Origin of the sequence: Streptomyces sp. NBC_01497 (assembly GCF_036250695.1) — a bacterium.
In the GTDB taxonomy this organism is placed as follows: Bacteria; Actinomycetota; Actinomycetes; order Streptomycetales; family Streptomycetaceae; genus Streptomyces.
This window is the reverse complement of the sequence record NZ_CP109427.1, coordinates 6,508,054-6,523,547: the sequence shown is the minus strand read 5'-3', so window position 1 is coordinate 6,523,547 and position 15,494 is coordinate 6,508,054. Positions and strand designations below refer to the sequence as shown.

The window sequence follows — 15,494 nt, the reverse complement described above, 5'->3', positions numbered from 1 at the left end:
GTGGGGGCCGGAGGGCGCTCACGGGACCCAGCGGGAGCCCGGCGGAGTCCCGGAAGGCCGCAGGGGCCCGTGAGAGGCCGGGAAGGGCCTGAGAAGGCCCGGAAGGCGGCACGCGCCGTTTCGCGTGCCGCCCGTGGCCGGCGTCAGGAGGGCCGACGCGCGCCACGTCGGGCGGCGCCGCCCGCGCCGGCAGCCCGTGGACACGCCCGCCCCGCCCTACCGGGTACGGCCGGGCCCAGCCGCGCCGCTCCGACGAGTCCGCGGATACGGGGGCAGGAGGGCTGGGACGCCGTCAGCCGCGCCAGCAGCGGGTCACGGACCCGTCGTCGACCTCGAAGTTCAGCCGGCCCTCGCGGAACTCCAGCGTGACGATCGAGCCGGGGGGCAGTGATCTCACCGTCGTCCAGCCGTGCTCCCGCGCCCTGCGCTCCGCGCTCTCGGCGTCGAGACCCACGTACGCGTCGGTGGCGTCGTCCGGTCCCTGGTGCGGTCGGGGTGTCGGTGCCATGGCTTCACCGTAGGTGTCCGGCGCCGCCGGGGGAAGCCGTCCGCCGGGCGGGCACCCTCTTTCGGCCCACAGGAGTCACACTTCTGTCACAGAATCTCGACGCCTGGCGGAGCGTAATGGCGAACCCGCCACTCGACCGTTTTATCCTGTCCGGCTGAATTTCACGCGACCGAAGATCAGATAAATTCCGGGCCGGGATATTCGTGTGCATGACGAGTTCTCGCGGTCATCGTCCCGCAAGGAAATCGCCGGTAATTCCCCTTCGGACGGCGGGAGCCGGGACGCGCGCCGGATCGAGCCGTACGCTCAGCCCGTTGTCCTGCGTGTAGCGGGGGACGGCCCGGGCGCCACCGGACTCCTGCGCCGGCCCCAGCGCCCAGCGCCGCTTGTCCCAGGCGTCGTCGAGGATCCGCGCGATCCGCGCCGCGGCCGAGCCCGCCTCGGGCACCAGCCACAGATCCCACCACTGCCGCCGTCCCGCGGACGCGGCGGCGAGCGGTCCGTACGGCAGGGTGAAGGCGAAGACGCCCCCGCGGCCGGTCGCGGGCACCCGGTGCGCGGCTCCGCCGCCCCGTGGCCGGGCCTCCACGACCGCGGGCCCACCTGCTCCGCCCCCGGTGCCGCTCCCGTACAGGACGCCCTCGACGGTCACCGCTCCCGGCAGGCAGTGCACCTCACCCGCCTCGGCGTGCGGCGCCCTGACCCAGCTGCGCAGCGCGAGGCCGCCGTCCGCCGTCGGGTACGGGACCCGGGCCGTGACCAGGCCCGCCTCGGGCACCCGGCCGTTCAGCGCCGCCACGTCCCGCGCTCCGGTGCGCAGGCGTCCGCCGCCGTCCACGGCCCCGTGGCGCACGTCCCAGTGCCCCTCCGCGAGCGCCACCGTGGACGGGAGGACCGCGCGCCACCGGCCGCCGTCCACGTCCGTGAGCGGCAGCAGGACCTCCTCGGCGCTCTGCCCGGCGCAGGGACCGCGCCTGCGCAGCACCAGGGCCGCGTCGTGCGGCAGTTCCGCGGCCGGCACGTCGAACGTGAGACCGCCCGCCGAGTCCGCTGTGCAGTCGACGGCGCACCCGTTCGCCGGGGCGAGGTGCTCGGTGGAACTGTTCATGCGGTCAGGCGTCCTTCGGCTCTTGCGCTGCTCACGGATGTTCACGGCTGCCCCACGGCCGGACACGGTGGGTCCCTGATCCGGTACGGACGGGAACACGCCGCTGTTCACCGGCGGACGTGACGCGGCCGCGTCGCCCGGTGAGACGCGGAACAAACGCTTTCGGTGCCGCTCGCCGGGAGATTCGATTTCGTACGAGCCACGTGCGTGACCCCGGCCACGGGTCACCCGTTGTCTTCGTATGAGCCGGGAACAGCCCGGCCGCACGTACCCAGTTCGAGGAGCCACCCGTGCCGCGCATGCTCGACGTCAGCGAAGACGTACGCGCCGAGATCGGCGACGAAGAAGCCGACCGGCTGCTCGCCGGTGAGAACTCGCCGGGAAGCTACGACTGCACCTCCTGCCGCACCCCCGGCGACTCGGAGCAGGAGCGGACGAGCACGGTGCTGTTCGTCGGCGAGGAGACCGCCGTGCTCGCCTTCGCCCACGCCTCCTGCATCCCCTCGCAGGTGGTGCAGGTGGCCGAGGACCAGCTGCAGGGGGCGGTCAGGTCCATCACGGGCTCCGAGGCCGGCGTCCAGGCTCCGGCCGGCGGCGAGCAGGCGGTGCTCGGCGTCACCAGCGGGCTCGTCCTGATCGAGGGTAACCTGCACCCCGCCCTCGTGGTGGAGCCGACGGCACCCATCGCACGGCCCGGTACGACCGGCCCCGACCAGTTCCTCCAGCTCCTCGTGGAGCAGGGTTTCGGCGCCGTACGGGACTTGTCCAGGGTGCCCGCGGTGCTGCCCGGCTGGTCGGTGCTGCTCGCCATGGGCCAGCTGCACGCGGTGCTGCAGCCCGGCGCGCACAGCGGCGGCCAGGTGGCCTGGTGGCAGGCGCACCAGCCGCTGCAGGTCACGGAGGGCTGGCGGGCCGAGGCCAACAAGTCGAACATGGTCCTGGTGTTCGCCGCGCCCGTCCGTACCATCGGCCAGCAGCCCCGGGAGGATTTGCTGCGCGACGCGCTGGACAGGGCGGCGGCCGGTGGCCGCCTGGTCGCGGCCGCGATGCCGCTGGCGGGCACGTGAGGGGCACATACCGGTCGATCCCGGTCGTTCCGGCCGCCGTCCCGCTGACGGACACTCGGCGAAAACCGGGGCAATAACGGACGACAGCCCGCATCCCACAGCGCGCGGGGTCGTTGGGCGGTATGTGCACGCATACGAACCGACCCGCGCCCATCTTCCCTCGATGCGCCCCGCGCAGGACCTGGTGGACGGATACAGCACCACGCCGATCTACGACGCGCTGTACTCGGAGTACCTGAGGTCGTTCAGAGCCCTGCCGGGCGACCGGAGCGGCGAGGAGAACCTCGGCTTCACGGCGTTCGGCATCGGCGCCCGGGGCGGCTACGGCGGCCGGTACGGGGAGCGGACCGTCCACCCGGGGTCCTGGCAGCGCGACACGCGCGGGACCCCGCGCCACGCGGCGGCAGCCCTGCCGCCGGCGCCGCGCCGCTCGGTCTGAGGGCCGCCGGCGGCCCCGGGACCGGCCGTCGGCCGACAGCGAGGAGGGAGGGGCGGTGGCCCGGCCACCGCCCCTCCCTCCTCGTGCGTGTCCGCCGCGTCAACAGCGCCGCGGCGGCGACGTCACTTCTTGCGCCCGCGCTTCTCCCGCACCCGCACGGAGATGTGGATCGGGGTGCCCTCGAAGCCGAACTCCTCACGGAGCCTGCGCTCGATGAACCTGCGGTAGCCGGCTTCGATGAACCCGGACGCGAACAGCACGAACCGGGGCGGCCGTGTGCCCGCCTGCGTACCGAACAGGATGCGGGGCTGCTTGCCGCCCCTGATGGGGTGGGGGTGGCCGGCGACGAGCTCGCCGAGGAAGGCGTTGAGCCTGCCGGTCGAGACCCGGGTCTCCCAGCCGGCCAGGGCCGTCTCGATCGCCGGGACCAGCTTCTCCATGTGGCGGCCGGTGCGCGCCGACACGTTCACCCGGGGCGCCCACGCGACCTGCGCGAGCTCCGAGTCGATCTCGCGCTCCAGGTAGTACCGGCGCTCCTCGTCCAGCGTGTCCCACTTGTTGTAGGCGATGACGAGCGCGCGGCCCGCGTCCACGGCCATCGTGATGATCCGCTGGTCCTGGACGCTGATGGACTCACTGGTGTCGATCAGGATGATCGCCACCTCGGCCTTCTCCACGGCGGCGGCCGTGCGCAGGGACGCGTAGTAGTCGGCGCCCTCCTGCATGTGGACGCGGCGGCGGATGCCCGCGGTGTCGATGAACTTCCATGTCGTCCCGCCGAGTTCGATCAGCTCGTCCACCGGGTCGCGGGTGGTGCCGGCGATCTCGCTGACGACCACGCGCTCCTGCCCCGCGAGCTGGTTGAGCAGGGACGACTTGCCGACATTCGGCCTGCCGACGAGGGCGATGCGGCGCGGGCCGCCGACGGCCTCGCCGAAGGTCTGCCGGGGCGCGTCGGGCAGCACCTCCAGGACGGCGTCGAGCATGTCGCCCGTACCGCGTCCGTGCAGCGAGGAGACGGGGTGCGGCTCGCCGAGACCCAGCGACCAGAGTGCGGTCGCGTCGGCCTCGCCGCTCTGCCCGTCGACCTTGTTGGCGCAGAGCACGACCGGCTTGCCGGCCTTGCGCAGCAGCCGGACGACGGCGCTGTCGGTGTCGGTCGCGCCGACCGTGGCGTCCACGACGAAGATCGCCGCGTCGGCCGCGTCCATCGCGAACTCGGCCTGGGCCGCGACGGAGGCGTCGATGCCCAGAACGTCCTGCTCCCAGCCGCCGGTGTCGACGACCTTGAAGCGGCGGCCCGCCCACTCGGCCTCGTACGTGACGCGGTCCCGGGTGACCCCGGGCCGGTCCTCCACGACCGCCTCACGGCGGCCGATGATGCGGTTCACGAGGGTCGACTTGCCGACGTTGGGGCGGCCCACGATGGCGACGACGGGCAGCGGGCCGTGGCCCGCCTCGTCGATGGCGCCCTCGACGTCCTCGGGGTCGAAGCCCTCTAGCGCGGCGATCTCCATGAACTCCGCGTACTCGGCGTCACCGAGCTCACCGTGCTCGTCCCCCGAGCCGGTTTCGATCTGGTCGTCCATGAGAAGTGCGTACCTCGTTCATCCGTCGTGATCGGTGGCCGCGCGGGAGCGGTCCACTACTTGAGTGCGGGCCGCACACAGGTGTGCGGCCTCGCGGCCCGCCCGCCGGCCGCCGTCTAACGGCCGGTGAGCTGCCGCGCGGCCTTCAGGTGGCCGGTCAGCTGCTGCTGGACTTGCACGGTCGCGTCGTCCAGGGCGGCGCGGGTGCGCCTGCCGGACGGGACCTGGAACGGGTCGCCGAAGACGATGTCGACCCGGCCGCGTATCGGGGGCAGCGCCCGTATCAACCGTCCGGGCCGATCCGAGCTTCCCAGCACCGCCACGGGCACCACCGGCGCACCGGAGCGGACCGCGAAGTACGTGAGTCCGGCGCGCAGCGCCCCGAAGTCGCCGCCCGCCCGCGTGCCCTCAGGAAATATCCCGAGCACCTTGCCGTCCGCGAGGACGTCCAGCGCGTCCATTATGGCCGTACGGTCGACCGCGTCGCGGTCCACGCTCAGCTGGCCTATCGAACGCAGAAAGCTGCCGAGCGGCCCGGCGAACGCCTCCTTCTTGATCAGGAAGTGCACGGGCCGGGGTGCGAGCCCCATCACCAGGGGGCCGTCGACATTGTGCGAGTGGTTGACGGCCAGTATCACAGGCCCCTGAGCGGGAACGCGCCAGGAGCCGAGGACGCGGGGCCTCCACAGGCCGTTGACGAGACCGATGCCGAGGCCCCTGCCGAAGGCGGCTCCCCGCTCGGAGGCGACGTTGCGGCGCTGCCGCGAGGTGACGGACGTACTCATCACTTCGCCGCCCGCTTCTCCTCGACGAGGGCCACGATGCGATCGATGACCTGGTCCAGCGTGAGGTCCGTCGTGTCGATCTCGGCCGCGTCCGACGCCTTCGCGAGGGGGGAGGTCTTCCGGGTGGAGTCCGCCGCGTCCCGCTTGATCAGCGCTTCCTTGGTGGCGGCGACGTCGGCGCTGGCCGTGGCGCCCAGTTCCCCGCTGCGGCGGGCCGCGCGGGCCTCGGCCGAGGCGGTCAGGAAGATCTTGACGTCCGCGTCGGGCAGCACCGTCGTCCCGATGTCGCGGCCCTCGACCACGATGCCGTGGGGCGCGGCGGCCGCGATGGAGCGCTGGAGCGCGGTGATGGCGGAGCGCACCTCGGGCACGGCGCTGACCGCACTGACCCGGGAGGTGACCTCGGGCGTACGGATCGGCCCGGAGGCGTCGGTGCCGTCGACGGTGATGCCCGGGGCGGCGGGGTCGGTGCCGGACACGATCACGGGCTTGCCGGCCACCGCGGCCACGGCCGAGGCGTCGGTCACCTCGATGTCGTTGCTGATCATCCACCACGTCATCGCGCGGTACTGCGCGCCGGTGTCGAGGAAGCTCATGCCGAGTCGCGTGGCGACGGCCTTCGAGGTGCTCGACTTGCCGGTGCCCGACGGGCCGTCGATGGCGACGATCACCGCGGGACCGGTCGCGGAGGCGGCGGTTGCGGCTTGTGCGGCGGTTTCCACGGGGACGGACACCTTCCTGGGTGGCGCGGGAACAAAGGGCGCGGGTCGGGTACGGGGCGCGGGCACGGGCTCACGGAGCGGGGCCCCCGAAACAAGTTCCCCGTAGAGGTTACCGACTGCCCGGATCGGCCCGTGCACTCGTTCGGCTCCCAGCCGTCGGGCGCCGCCCGGGGCATGGGCCGAGCCGGCCCCCCGAGGGCTTCGGGACGGCTCCCGGTCCGCGCGTCACTGCCGGATCGACCAGCCCCGTTCCCGCAGCGCCGCGCTGAGCAGCGGGGCCGCCGACGGCTCCACCATCAGCTCGGCGAGGCCGGCCTGCTGACCGGTCGCGTGCTCGATTCGGACGTCCTCGACGTTCACCCCGGCCTGCCCCGCGTCGGCGAAGATCCGTGCGAGTTCGCCGGGCCTGTCGGTGACGAGGACGGCGACGACCTCGTACGCGGCGGGCGCCGCACCGTGCTTGCCCGGGACCCGGCGGCGGCCGGCGTTGCCGCGGCGCAGCAGGTCCTCGACCGCCTGGACGCCGCCCTGCCGCTTGGCCTCGTCACTGGACTCCAGGGCGCGCAGCGCCTGCACGGTCTCCCCGAGGTCGGCCGCGATGCCGGAGAGCACGTCGGCGACCGGGCCGGGGTTGGCCGTGAGGATGTCGATCCACATCCCCGGGTCGGAGGCGGCGATCCTGGTGACGTCACGGATGCCCTGTCCGCACAGCCGTACGGCGGACTCCTCGGCGTCCCGCAGCCGGGCCGCGACCATCGAGGACATCAGCTGCGGTGTGTGCGAGACGAGGGCCACCGCGCGGTCGTGCGCGGCGGCGTCCATCACCACGGGGACGGCCCGGCACAGCGAGACCAGTTCCAGCGCCAGGTTCAGCACCTCGGTGTCGGTCCCGGTCGCCTGGGTCAGCACCCAGGGCCGCCCTTCGAACAGCTCGGCGGTCGCGGCGAGCGGCCCCGACCTCTCCTTGCCGGACATCGGATGGGTGCCGAGGTAGGAGCTCAGGTCGATGCCGAGTGCTTCGAGTTCGCGCCGGGGGCCGCTCTTGACGCTGGCGACGTCGAGGTAGCCGCGTGCGACACGGCCGCGGATGGCGGCGGCCACGGTGGCGGCCACGTGCGCGGGCGGCACGGCGATGACGGCGAGGTCGACCGGGCCCTCGGGCGGCTGCTCGGTACCCGCGCCGAGGGCGGCCGCGGTGTGCGCGGTGCCGGGGTCGTGGTCCGAGAGGTGGACGGTGACGCCCCGGGCGGTGAGGGCGAGCGCGATCGAGGTGCCGATCAGTCCCGTGCCGATGACGAGGGCGGTTCTCACTGGGCGATGTCCTTGCGCAGCGTCGCGGCGGCGCCGAGGTAGACGTGGGAGATCGCGGCCTTGGTGAGGTCGGACTCGATGTGCGCGAGGATCCGCACGACGCGGGGCATGGCACCCGCGATGTCGAGTTCCTGCGCGCAGATCAGCGGGACGTCGACGATGCCGAGCTCACGCGCGGCCGCGGCGGGGAAGTCGCTGTGCAGGTCGGGGGTGGCCGTGAACCAGATGCTGATGAGCCCGTCGGCGGTGAGGTCGTTGCGCTCCATGATCGCGGTGAGCAGCTGCTTCACCTGATCCGCCATGTGCCCGGCTTCGTCCTGCTCCAGCTGGACCGCTCCACGAACCGCTCGTACCGCCACAACGTGCTCCTCAGTGATCGTCCCGTTCGTCCAGCGTAGTGTCCGCGGCCCGGGGCCGGACACGGGCTCTCGCCCTGCGAGACGGGTGACGTCCCTGGCAGGGCGCGGTACGGCGGGGCGTCCGCCCGCAATCCCGTGGAGCGGGCGGGCCGCGGTGGCCTACTGTCCCGGCCATGACGTCCGCCGCCCCGCGTCCGACGCCCGATCCGTCGCCGCCGCCGCAGCAGGAACGGCCGCGGCCGCGGTCCCCCGGGCCGAGTTCCCTGGCGCCGCACGAGCTGGTCCGCGACCACACCGTGTACGCGTGCGTGACGGGTTCGCGGGCGTTCGGACTGGCGACCGGGGACAGCGACACGGACCGCCGGGGGTCTTCCTCGCGCCCAGTGCTCTGTTCTGGCGGTTCGAGAAGCCGCCCACGCACGTCGACGGCCCGCTGGACGAGCAGTTCTCGTGGGAGCTGGAACGGTTCTGCGAGCTGACCCTGCGTTCGAACCCCAACGCACTGGAGTGCCTGTTCTCCCCCCCTGGTGGAGCGGGTGGACGACACCGGCGCGGAACTGCCGGCGCTGCGCGAGGCGTTCCTGTCGCGGCAGCGGAAGGTGTACAGGAGCGGCTTGAGTACACCGGTCCGCTCGAAGAGGCGCCACGGGGTCAGGGCGAAACCCCGTGGTGGGCGTGGTGATGGGTCATCATTTCTCGTCCCGGCGCGACGAGTTCATGGTGGGCCGGGGTCGTGTGCACGACGAGCGGGGACAGCGGCTGCTCCAGGACGCAGCCGTCGCGGGTGAGCAGCAGCCGGGCGGACCCGCCCAGGTCGTGCTTCACGAGGTCCCGTTCGACACCGTCGCGGCCGTCCATCGGCAAGCGGGTCCCGTCCGGCTCCCCCGGACCGACCAGGCGGGCAACGCCGGCAGGTGCGCGCCGCGCGGGTTCACGTGGACGTCGCGGGACGGGAAGCCGTACGGGTGGGCCCCGGAGACGGTGGCGAACACCAGCGGGTCGCTCCGGGCAGCGAGCGGCGGCCGCGGAGCCGTCGCGGGCGGGCCGGCCGCGCGCAGGACCGCCCGCCGCTGGTGCTCTTCCGTCGCCGGCATGGCTCAGGCGTCCCAGAGGGCGCCGAACCTGAGGAGTTCGGCCCGGTACTCGATACGGCCCGTCCAGGAGGCCGGCCAGGCGCCGGGGCCGAGGTGCGCCCCGGCGAAGGCCCCGGTGAGGCACGCGATCGAGTCGGAGTCGCCGCGGGTGCAGGCGGCTCTGCGCAGCGCGGTGACGGGTTCGTCGGGGAAGAGGAGGAAGCAGTGCAGCGCGGTGGCCAGCGCCTCCTCCGCGACCCAGCCGTCGCCGGTGGTCAGGCAGGGGTCGGTCTCCGGCGAGGGGGCGGCCAGAGCGTCCCGGACCCGGTCGAGCGCGGCGAGGCAGTCGTCGAAGCCGCGGGCGATGTACGCCTCGGGAGTGGCGTCCTGGCCGTACGACCACAGGTCGCCGAGCCAGGCGTGGTGGTAGCTGTCCCGGTGGTCGAAGGCGTACGAGCGCAGCCTGCCGACGAGTCCCGCCGGGTCGGCGCCGTCGGCGAGCAGGTGGATGGCGTGCGCGGTCAGGTCGGAGGCGGCGAGCGCGGTGGGGTGTCCATGGGTGAGAGCGGCCTGCGTCTGCGCGGCGCCGGCCCGTTCCTGCGCGGTCAGGCCCGGTACGAGGGCGATCGGCGCGACCCGCATGTTCGCGCCGCAGCCCTTGGACTCCGTGCGGCTCGCGCGCTGCCACGGTTCGCGCGGCCGGTCGAGGCGTTCCAGAGTCGCGCACGCGGTCAGGCAGGTGGTGCCGGGGGCGCGGTTGTTCTCCGGGTCGCGGTACCAGAGCACGAACGCGTCACCGGTCTCGCGGGCGAGCCGTCGCGGGTCGAGCGCGCCGTCCGCCAGGCTCGCCCGCAGGGCGCGGGCGAACGCGAGCGTCATCTGGGTGTCGTCGGTGACGAACGCCGGGGTGGGCAGCTTCATCTCCCGCCAGGGCCCGCACTTGGCGAGGATGGCCGGCACCGCGCTGAACTCGGTGGGGAAGCCGAGCGCGTCGCCGAGGGCGAGTCCCATCAGCGCCCCGGTGGCGGCCCGCCGGGTCCGTGTTCCTGTCGGAGTCATGGGGTCCGTCCTTCCGGTCGCAGCAGGGGTGGGTGGAGCGCGGCGGCGTCTCCGGCCCGGTACAGGACGGCCGGTTTGCCCCGGCCTCCGGTGCGGCGCCTGCCGTCCTTCGCCGGGGTGACGAAGCCGGGTGTGGCGAGCACCTTCCGGCGGAAGTTGGGGCGGTCGAGGGTGACGCCCCACACCGTCTCGTACACCTGCTGGAGCTCGCCGAGGGTGAACTCGGGCGGGCAGAAGGCGGTGGCGAGGCCGGTGTATTCGAGCTTGGAGCCGACGCGGTCGTGCGCGTCGGCGAGGATCCGGTCGTGGTCGAAGGCGAGGTCCCGAGCGTCCGCGAGGGCGCTCCAGCAGGCCTGGTCGGCGTCGCCGCCGCCGCGCGGTTCCGGCAGCCCGGGTACGAGGGCCGCGTAGGCGACGGACACGACGCGCATCCGCGGGTCACGGCCCGGGTCGCTGTAGGTGCGCAGCTGTTCGAGGTGGAGCGGGGAGGGCCCGTCGTCGGGCGCTATGCCGGTCTCCTCGGCGAGTTCGCGCCTCGCCGCCTGCTCCGCCGACTCGCGCGGGTGCAGGAATCCGCCGGGCAGCGCCCACCTGCCCCGGTACGGTTCCTCGCCGCGCCGCACGAGGAGCACGTGCAGGCGTGCCGTTCGTACGGTGAACACCGCGAGGTCGACGGTCACGGCGAACGGTTCGAAGGCGGACGGGTCGTAGCCCTCGGGTGCCGTGGGGCCGGACGCGGGGGCGGACGGCTCGCCGGCGGTGCGGCCGGGCTCGGGGCTGCGGTGGTCCCCCGGTGCGGTGTTCAACGCTTCTCCGGAAGGGGTGGTGCGAAGTCCCAGCCTCGGCTGAGCAGTTCGTCGACGGCGGCGACGGCGTTCGCGAGGCGCGCCTCGCGGGATCCGCGCATCAGGCGGAACGTGCGTCCGGTCCGGGTGAGTTCCGCGCGGAAGCGGTCGGTCATCCAGGGCCTGAGGTGTGCTCCGTCGCGCAGTCCGTCGTCCTCGAAGGGCACGTCGCGGTGGTCGGTGAGCAGCCACAGGTGGTGCGCGGCGCGGTCCGCGACCTCCTCGACGGCGGGGTTGCGGCCGCCGACGTAGCGCTCGTGCCACACCGTGGTGGCGAAGGAGTCCGTGTCGCACACGAGCAGCGGTGAACCGGCGCGGGCCGCCGCGTCCTCCGCCGCGTTCTGCCGACGCGCTATCAGCGGGAACTCCTCCGTGGTGAAGGCGACCTCGTCCCAGCCCGCGCGGGGCCGCCGCACGCGCAGCGCCGCGAGTTTGCGCTCACTGAACTCCCGCCCGTACTCGGGGACGCAGCCCGTGCGGGTCCACACCCCGCCCCGCCCGCGGTAGTGCGCGGCGAGGTCGCGGGCGAGGGTGGTGGTGCCGGTGGACTCCGCGCCGACGACCACGACCCGGCGCGCGAGGGCCGCCCTGACCTGCGGGGCGAGGAAGTCCCAGGAGCGGGCCGGGTCCTCGCGCACGGCGGTGCCGGAGACGGGGAAGGCGACCCGGGCGGGGTCGACGGTTTCGGACACCGCACCGAAACGGCGGGCCAGTTCGGCGCCGTAGGTCTCGGACGAGAAGACGGCGTCGACGCCCTCCGGTACGGCGGCGCGGAAGACGGCCATGTGCGCGGCCCAGATGTCCGGGTCGTTCAGATCCATCGGCACGTCGTCCACGGCGCCGACGACGGTGACGTCCGGATGTTCCTCCCGCATCCAGGCGACCCGGTCGGCGAGCGGCACGGACTCGACGGACGCGGCGCACACGAGCACGGTGAGCCGGGCGCAGCGGGCACGCGCGGTACGCACGAGATGGTGGTGGCCCGCGTGCGGCGGATAGAACTTGCCGAGGACCAGGCCGTGCGGGTAGCGGGGCCGCGGGGCGGGGCTCACGCGAGCGCCTCCGCGGCCGGCGCGGGACGGGCCGCGCCGAGGTCGCGGTGCCAGCCGCGCAGCCCGGTGACGCACAGGGCGATGAACCCGACGTACAGGAGCGAGGTCAGGTAGAGGCCCTTGTACGCGTAGAGCGGGACGTACACGAGGTCGGCGGCGATCCACAGCCACCAGGACTCGATGAGCTTGCGGCACTGGCCGTAGGTCGCGGCGAGGGAGAGCGCGGTCGTCAGCGCGTCCCAGAACGGGACCGTCGAGTCGGTGAACCGGCCGAGCAGGACCGTCAGCGCCGCGGTCCCCACCGTCCCCGCCGCGATCAGCATCCCCCACTCGGCGCGCGTACTGCGGCGCACCGGTGGGGAACCGGCGGATTCCGGGCCACCCCCGTGGGTCCAGACCCACCAGCCGAACGCGGCGAGGACGATGAAGACGACTTGGAGGGCGGCATCGGCGTACAGCCCGGCCCCTGCGAAAAGCAGCAGGTAGAAGAGGTTGTTGGCGATCCCGACCGGCCAGTTGGCGACGTGCCGGCGGGCCACGAGCCAGACGCAGAGCGCGCCGCTGCCGAAGCCGAGGATCTCGCTCCAGCCGACGGTGGTGCCGAGCACGGTCACGAGGGGTTCCCGCAGCGGGTCGAGCAGGTCCGCGACGCTCATGGTCCCGCCTCCTTCTTTATAGTCATGTTGACTATAAAGACTCGCGCAGCGGTATGACAAGAGGCTTTTCGTGTCGTGCAGGACCGGGGCCCCGGCGCCCGTCCGGACAGCGCGAGGACCCGCGGCCCTCCTGCTGCCGCGGGTCCTCGATGCCGCTCGCTCCTGCCCCGCTCAGGGGGCGGAGGCCGTCCTACAGGTCGACCTCCTGCATCAGCATGCCGACCTCGGTGTTCGTCAGACGGCGCAGCCAGCCGGACTTCTGGTCGCCGAGCGGGATGGGCCCGAAGCCCGTACGCACCAAGCGGTCGACGGGGAAGCCCGCCTCGGAGAGCATGCGGCGCACGATGTGCTTGCGGCCCTCGTGCAGCGTCACCTCGACGAGGTAGTTCTTGCCCGTGTTCTCCACGACCCGGAAGTGGTCCGCGCGCGCGTAGCCGTCCTCCAGCTCGATGCCGTCCTTCAGCCGCTTGCCGAGGTCCCGGGGCAGCGGACCCTGGATGGCCGCCAGGTACGTCTTCTTCACGCCGTAGCGCGGGTGGGTGAGGCGGTGGGCCAGCTCACCGTGGTTGGTGAGCAGGATGATGCCCTCGGTCTCCGTGTCGAGCCTGCCGACGTGGAAGAGGCGCGTCTCACGGTTGTTGACGTAGTGGCCCAGGCACTGGCGGCCGTCGGGGTCCTCCATGGTGGAGACCACACCCGCCGGCTTGTTCAGCGCGAAGAACAGGTGCGACTGGGTGGCCACGGTCAGCCCGTCGACCTTGATCTCGTCGTGGTCGGGGTCGACGCGCATGCCCTGTTCCAGCACGATCTCGCCGTTGACCTCGACCCGCGCCTGCTCGATCAGCTCCTCGCAGGCCCGCCGCGAACCCATGCCGGCCCGGGCGAGGATCTTCTGCAGCCGCTCACCCTCCTGCTCGGCGCCGGGGAACGTCTTGGGCGTCTTGACCTCGGGCCGCTGCGCGTACCGGTCGCGGTTGCGCTGCTCGATGGTCGCGTCCAGCTCACGCGGGCGCGCCGGAGTGCTGCGCGGGCCGCGCTTCGGGGGGGACTGCGCCGGGCGCGGGCCACCCTTGGCCCCGCCGCGCGCGGCGTCGCCGCGGCCCTTGCGGGGCGCGCCGCCGCTCCCCTCGCCCGGGGCGCCGCCCACGTCGTAGCGGCGCTCCTCGGGGCGGGGACGGCGAGGACGCTGCCCCTGCTTGTCGTCCCGCTGGTTGCCCGCCCCTCGGTCGTTCCGGTCGTTCCTGCCGCTGCCGCTGCTTCGCATCAAATGTCCGTCGTCGTCTCGTCGCCTGCGTGGGTGTCCGGTGCGTCCGGATCGAACGACGGAACGCCTTCCAGCGACTCGGCCTCGACCGCGTCCGCCTCGGGGAGGAAGGGCGCGAGCTCGGGCAGTTCGTCGAGGCCTCGCAGGCCCATGCGCTCCAGGAAGTAATTCGTCGTCCTGTACAGGATCGCACCTGTCTCGGGTTCTGTGCCCGCCTCCTCCACCAGACCGCGCTGGAGAAGGGTGCGCATCACGCCGTCGCAGTTCACTCCGCGCACGGCGGAGACCCGCGAACGGCTGACCGGCTGGCGGTACGCGACGACGGCGAGCGTCTCCAGCGCGGCCTGGGTGAGCCGCGCGTGCTGGCCGTCCAGGACGAAGCCCTCGACGGCGGCCGCGTACTCGGCGCGGGAGTAGAAACGCCAGCCTCCGGCGACGAGCCGCAGCTCGAAGCCCCGGCCGGCGGCGGTGTAGTCGTCGGCGAGCGCGCGCAGCGCGTCCCCGACGGCGCGCTGCGGGCGGCCGAGGACCTTGGCGAGGTGCTCCTCGGTGGCAGGCTCGTCCACGACCATCAGGACGGCCTCAAGAGCCGGCCCGAGGGGCAGCTCCTCCGTGGCACGCGACGACTGCGGCTCGTTCACGCGGTTGCCTCCTCCTGTTCGCCGGGTCCGGAAACGAGATCGAACTCACCCACGCGGATCTCCCCGGCGTCCTCCGCGCCCGTCCAGTGGACGACGAGGGCGCCGAGCGCCTCCTCCTGGTCGAGGCCGACCGCGCGGGCCCGGTAGAGCTCCAGGAGGGCGAGGAAGCGGGCGACCACGGTGAGGGTGTCGTCCGTGTCGGCGGTCAGCTCCTGGAACGTCGCCCGCCCCCGCTCGCGCAGCAGAGCGAGCACGATCCGGGCCTGCTCCTGGACGGAGACGAGCGGCGCGTGGATGTGGTCGATGTAGACCTGCGGCTCGGGCCTCGGCTGCATGGCCTTGACGGCGAGCCGCGCGAAGCCCTCGGGGCCGATGCGGATCACGACGTCGGGCAGCAGTTCGGCGAGGCCCGGCTCCAGCCCGACGGTACGGGGGTAACGGCGCGCCTCCGTGTCGAGGCGGCCGGCGAACACCGCGGCGACCTCCTTGTACGCGCGGTACTGCAGGAGCCGCGCGAACAGCAGGTCACGGGCCTCCAGGAGCGCGAGGTCGGCCTCGTCCTCCACCTCGGCGGCGGGCAGCAGCCGGGCGGCCTTGAGGTCGAGGAGGGTCGCCGCGACGACGAGGAACTCGGTGGTCTGGTCGAGGTCCCAGTCGGGTCCCATGGCCCGGATGTGCGCCATGAACTCGTCGGTGACCTTGGACAGTGCGACCTCGGTCACATCGAGCTTGTGCTTCGAGATGAGCTGGAGGAGCAGGTCGAAGGGGCCTTCGAAGTTGACGAGCCGCACGGTGAAGCGCCCGTCGTCCGCCGGCTCCGCCCTGCCGTCGCCGGGATGCCCGGACGCGGCGTCAGGAGCCCCTTCGGGAGCCTCGGGCTCCTCGGGTGCACCGGGAGAGGTCCGTGCGGCCGGCAGGCGCCCAGAGGGGGCCTCAGGCGCTTTGGGGGTCACGCTCCGGGGACCGGGGGGCACGGCGCAGAACGCGCCGTCAGCGGACGGGGCGTCAGGAGCCCC

The 15,494-nt window shown here is 73.3% G+C and carries 16 protein-coding genes and 2 pseudogenes; 3 read left to right on the top strand and 15 right to left on the bottom strand.

Going from position 1 to position 15,494, the window contains the following annotated elements; genetic code table 11:
- Nucleotides 1–292: 292 nt before the first annotated feature.
- Nucleotides 293–508 (bottom strand): I78 family peptidase inhibitor, encoded by a 216-nt coding sequence (locus OG310_RS27555; protein ID WP_329458550.1) that lies wholly within the window; start codon nt 506–508, stop codon nt 293–295.
- Nucleotides 509–734: 226 nt separating this feature from the next.
- Nucleotides 735–1,616 carry a hypothetical protein gene (locus tag OG310_RS27550; protein WP_329458549.1) on the bottom strand — a complete coding sequence of 294 codons (882 nt, stop codon included), beginning with the start codon at nt 1,614–1,616 and terminating at the stop codon, nt 735–737.
- A 290-nt stretch (nt 1,617–1,906) separates the two neighbouring features.
- Here OG310_RS27550 and OG310_RS27545 point away from each other — a divergent pair, with 290 nt between their 5' ends.
- Nucleotides 1,907–2,683, top strand: a complete 777-nt coding sequence (locus OG310_RS27545) for a hypothetical protein (RefSeq protein ID WP_329458548.1) — start codon at nt 1,907–1,909, stop codon at nt 2,681–2,683.
- Between the two features lie 163 nt (nt 2,684–2,846).
- On the top strand, nt 2,847–3,122 hold the full coding sequence (locus OG310_RS27540; protein WP_443078740.1) for a hypothetical protein: 276 nt from the start codon (nt 2,847–2,849) through the stop codon (nt 3,120–3,122).
- 122 nt (nt 3,123–3,244) lie between these two features.
- Here the strand turns inward: OG310_RS27540 and der are convergent, their stop codons facing one another.
- The 5 genes from der to aroH all read right to left on the bottom strand — a co-directional run bounded on the left by der (nt 3,245) and on the right by aroH (nt 7,888).
- Nucleotides 3,245–4,711 (bottom strand): ribosome biogenesis GTPase Der, encoded by a 1,467-nt coding sequence (gene der, locus OG310_RS27535; protein WP_329458546.1) that lies wholly within the window; start codon nt 4,709–4,711, stop codon nt 3,245–3,247.
- A 116-nt stretch (nt 4,712–4,827) separates the two neighbouring features.
- Nucleotides 4,828–5,496, bottom strand: a complete 669-nt coding sequence (locus OG310_RS27530; protein ID WP_329458545.1) for a lysophospholipid acyltransferase family protein — start codon at nt 5,494–5,496, stop codon at nt 4,828–4,830.
- Nucleotides 5,496–6,218 (bottom strand): (d)CMP kinase, encoded by a 723-nt coding sequence (cmk, locus tag OG310_RS27525; protein ID WP_329458544.1) that lies wholly within the window; start codon nt 6,216–6,218, stop codon nt 5,496–5,498. Before cmk ends, OG310_RS27530 begins: the two co-directional genes overlap by 1 nt.
- Before the next feature lie 225 nt (nt 6,219–6,443).
- Nucleotides 6,444–7,529, bottom strand: coding sequence for a prephenate dehydrogenase (locus OG310_RS27520; RefSeq protein WP_329458543.1), 1,086 nt, complete (start codon nt 7,527–7,529; stop codon nt 6,444–6,446).
- Nucleotides 7,526–7,888, bottom strand: coding sequence for a chorismate mutase (gene aroH, locus OG310_RS27515; RefSeq protein WP_329458542.1), 363 nt, complete (start codon nt 7,886–7,888; stop codon nt 7,526–7,528). The genes OG310_RS27520 and aroH overlap by 4 nt, the downstream gene beginning before the upstream one ends.
- A 263-nt stretch (nt 7,889–8,151) precedes the next feature.
- On the opposite strand from aroH, the pseudogene OG310_RS27510 reads away from it, so the two are divergent.
- Nucleotides 8,152–8,481: pseudogene (locus OG310_RS27510) on the top strand (nucleotidyltransferase domain-containing protein); the annotation flags it as partial.
- Here OG310_RS27510 and OG310_RS27505 read toward each other — a convergent pair.
- From OG310_RS27505 to OG310_RS27470, 8 genes and pseudogenes are all read right to left on the bottom strand, one after another.
- Nucleotides 8,481–8,982: pseudogene (locus tag OG310_RS27505) on the bottom strand (DNA polymerase beta superfamily protein); the annotation flags it as partial. The pseudogenes OG310_RS27510 and OG310_RS27505 overlap by 1 nt on opposite strands.
- 3 nt (nt 8,983–8,985) lie before the next feature.
- On the bottom strand, nt 8,986–10,020 hold the full coding sequence (locus OG310_RS27500; protein ID WP_329458541.1) for an ADP-ribosylglycohydrolase family protein: 1,035 nt from the start codon (nt 10,018–10,020) through the stop codon (nt 8,986–8,988).
- Nucleotides 10,017–10,700: an NUDIX hydrolase gene (locus tag OG310_RS27495; protein ID WP_329460415.1), complete on the bottom strand. Its 684-nt coding sequence runs from the start codon at nt 10,698–10,700 to the stop codon at nt 10,017–10,019. Before OG310_RS27495 ends, OG310_RS27500 begins: the two co-directional genes overlap by 4 nt.
- Nucleotides 10,701–10,822: 122 nt before the next feature.
- Complete coding sequence (locus OG310_RS27490; RefSeq protein WP_329458540.1) at nt 10,823–11,917, bottom strand: AAA family ATPase; 1,095 nt, start codon at nt 11,915–11,917, stop codon at nt 10,823–10,825.
- On the bottom strand, nt 11,914–12,573 hold the full coding sequence (pnuC, locus tag OG310_RS27485) for a nicotinamide riboside transporter PnuC (protein WP_329458539.1): 660 nt from the start codon (nt 12,571–12,573) through the stop codon (nt 11,914–11,916). Before pnuC ends, OG310_RS27490 begins: the two co-directional genes overlap by 4 nt.
- Nucleotides 12,574–12,763: 190 nt before the next feature.
- Nucleotides 12,764–13,837, bottom strand: a complete 1,074-nt coding sequence (locus OG310_RS27480) for a pseudouridine synthase (RefSeq protein ID WP_329458538.1) — start codon at nt 13,835–13,837, stop codon at nt 12,764–12,766.
- Complete coding sequence (gene scpB / locus OG310_RS27475; protein WP_329458537.1) at nt 13,837–14,478, bottom strand: SMC-Scp complex subunit ScpB; 642 nt, start codon at nt 14,476–14,478, stop codon at nt 13,837–13,839. The genes OG310_RS27480 and scpB overlap by 1 nt, the downstream gene beginning before the upstream one ends.
- A complete protein-coding gene (locus OG310_RS27470; RefSeq protein WP_443078739.1) occupies nt 14,475–15,431 on the bottom strand; it encodes a segregation and condensation protein A in 957 nt (318 codons plus the stop codon). The genes scpB and OG310_RS27470 overlap by 4 nt, the downstream gene beginning before the upstream one ends.
- Between the last annotated feature and the right edge of the window lie 63 nt (nt 15,432–15,494).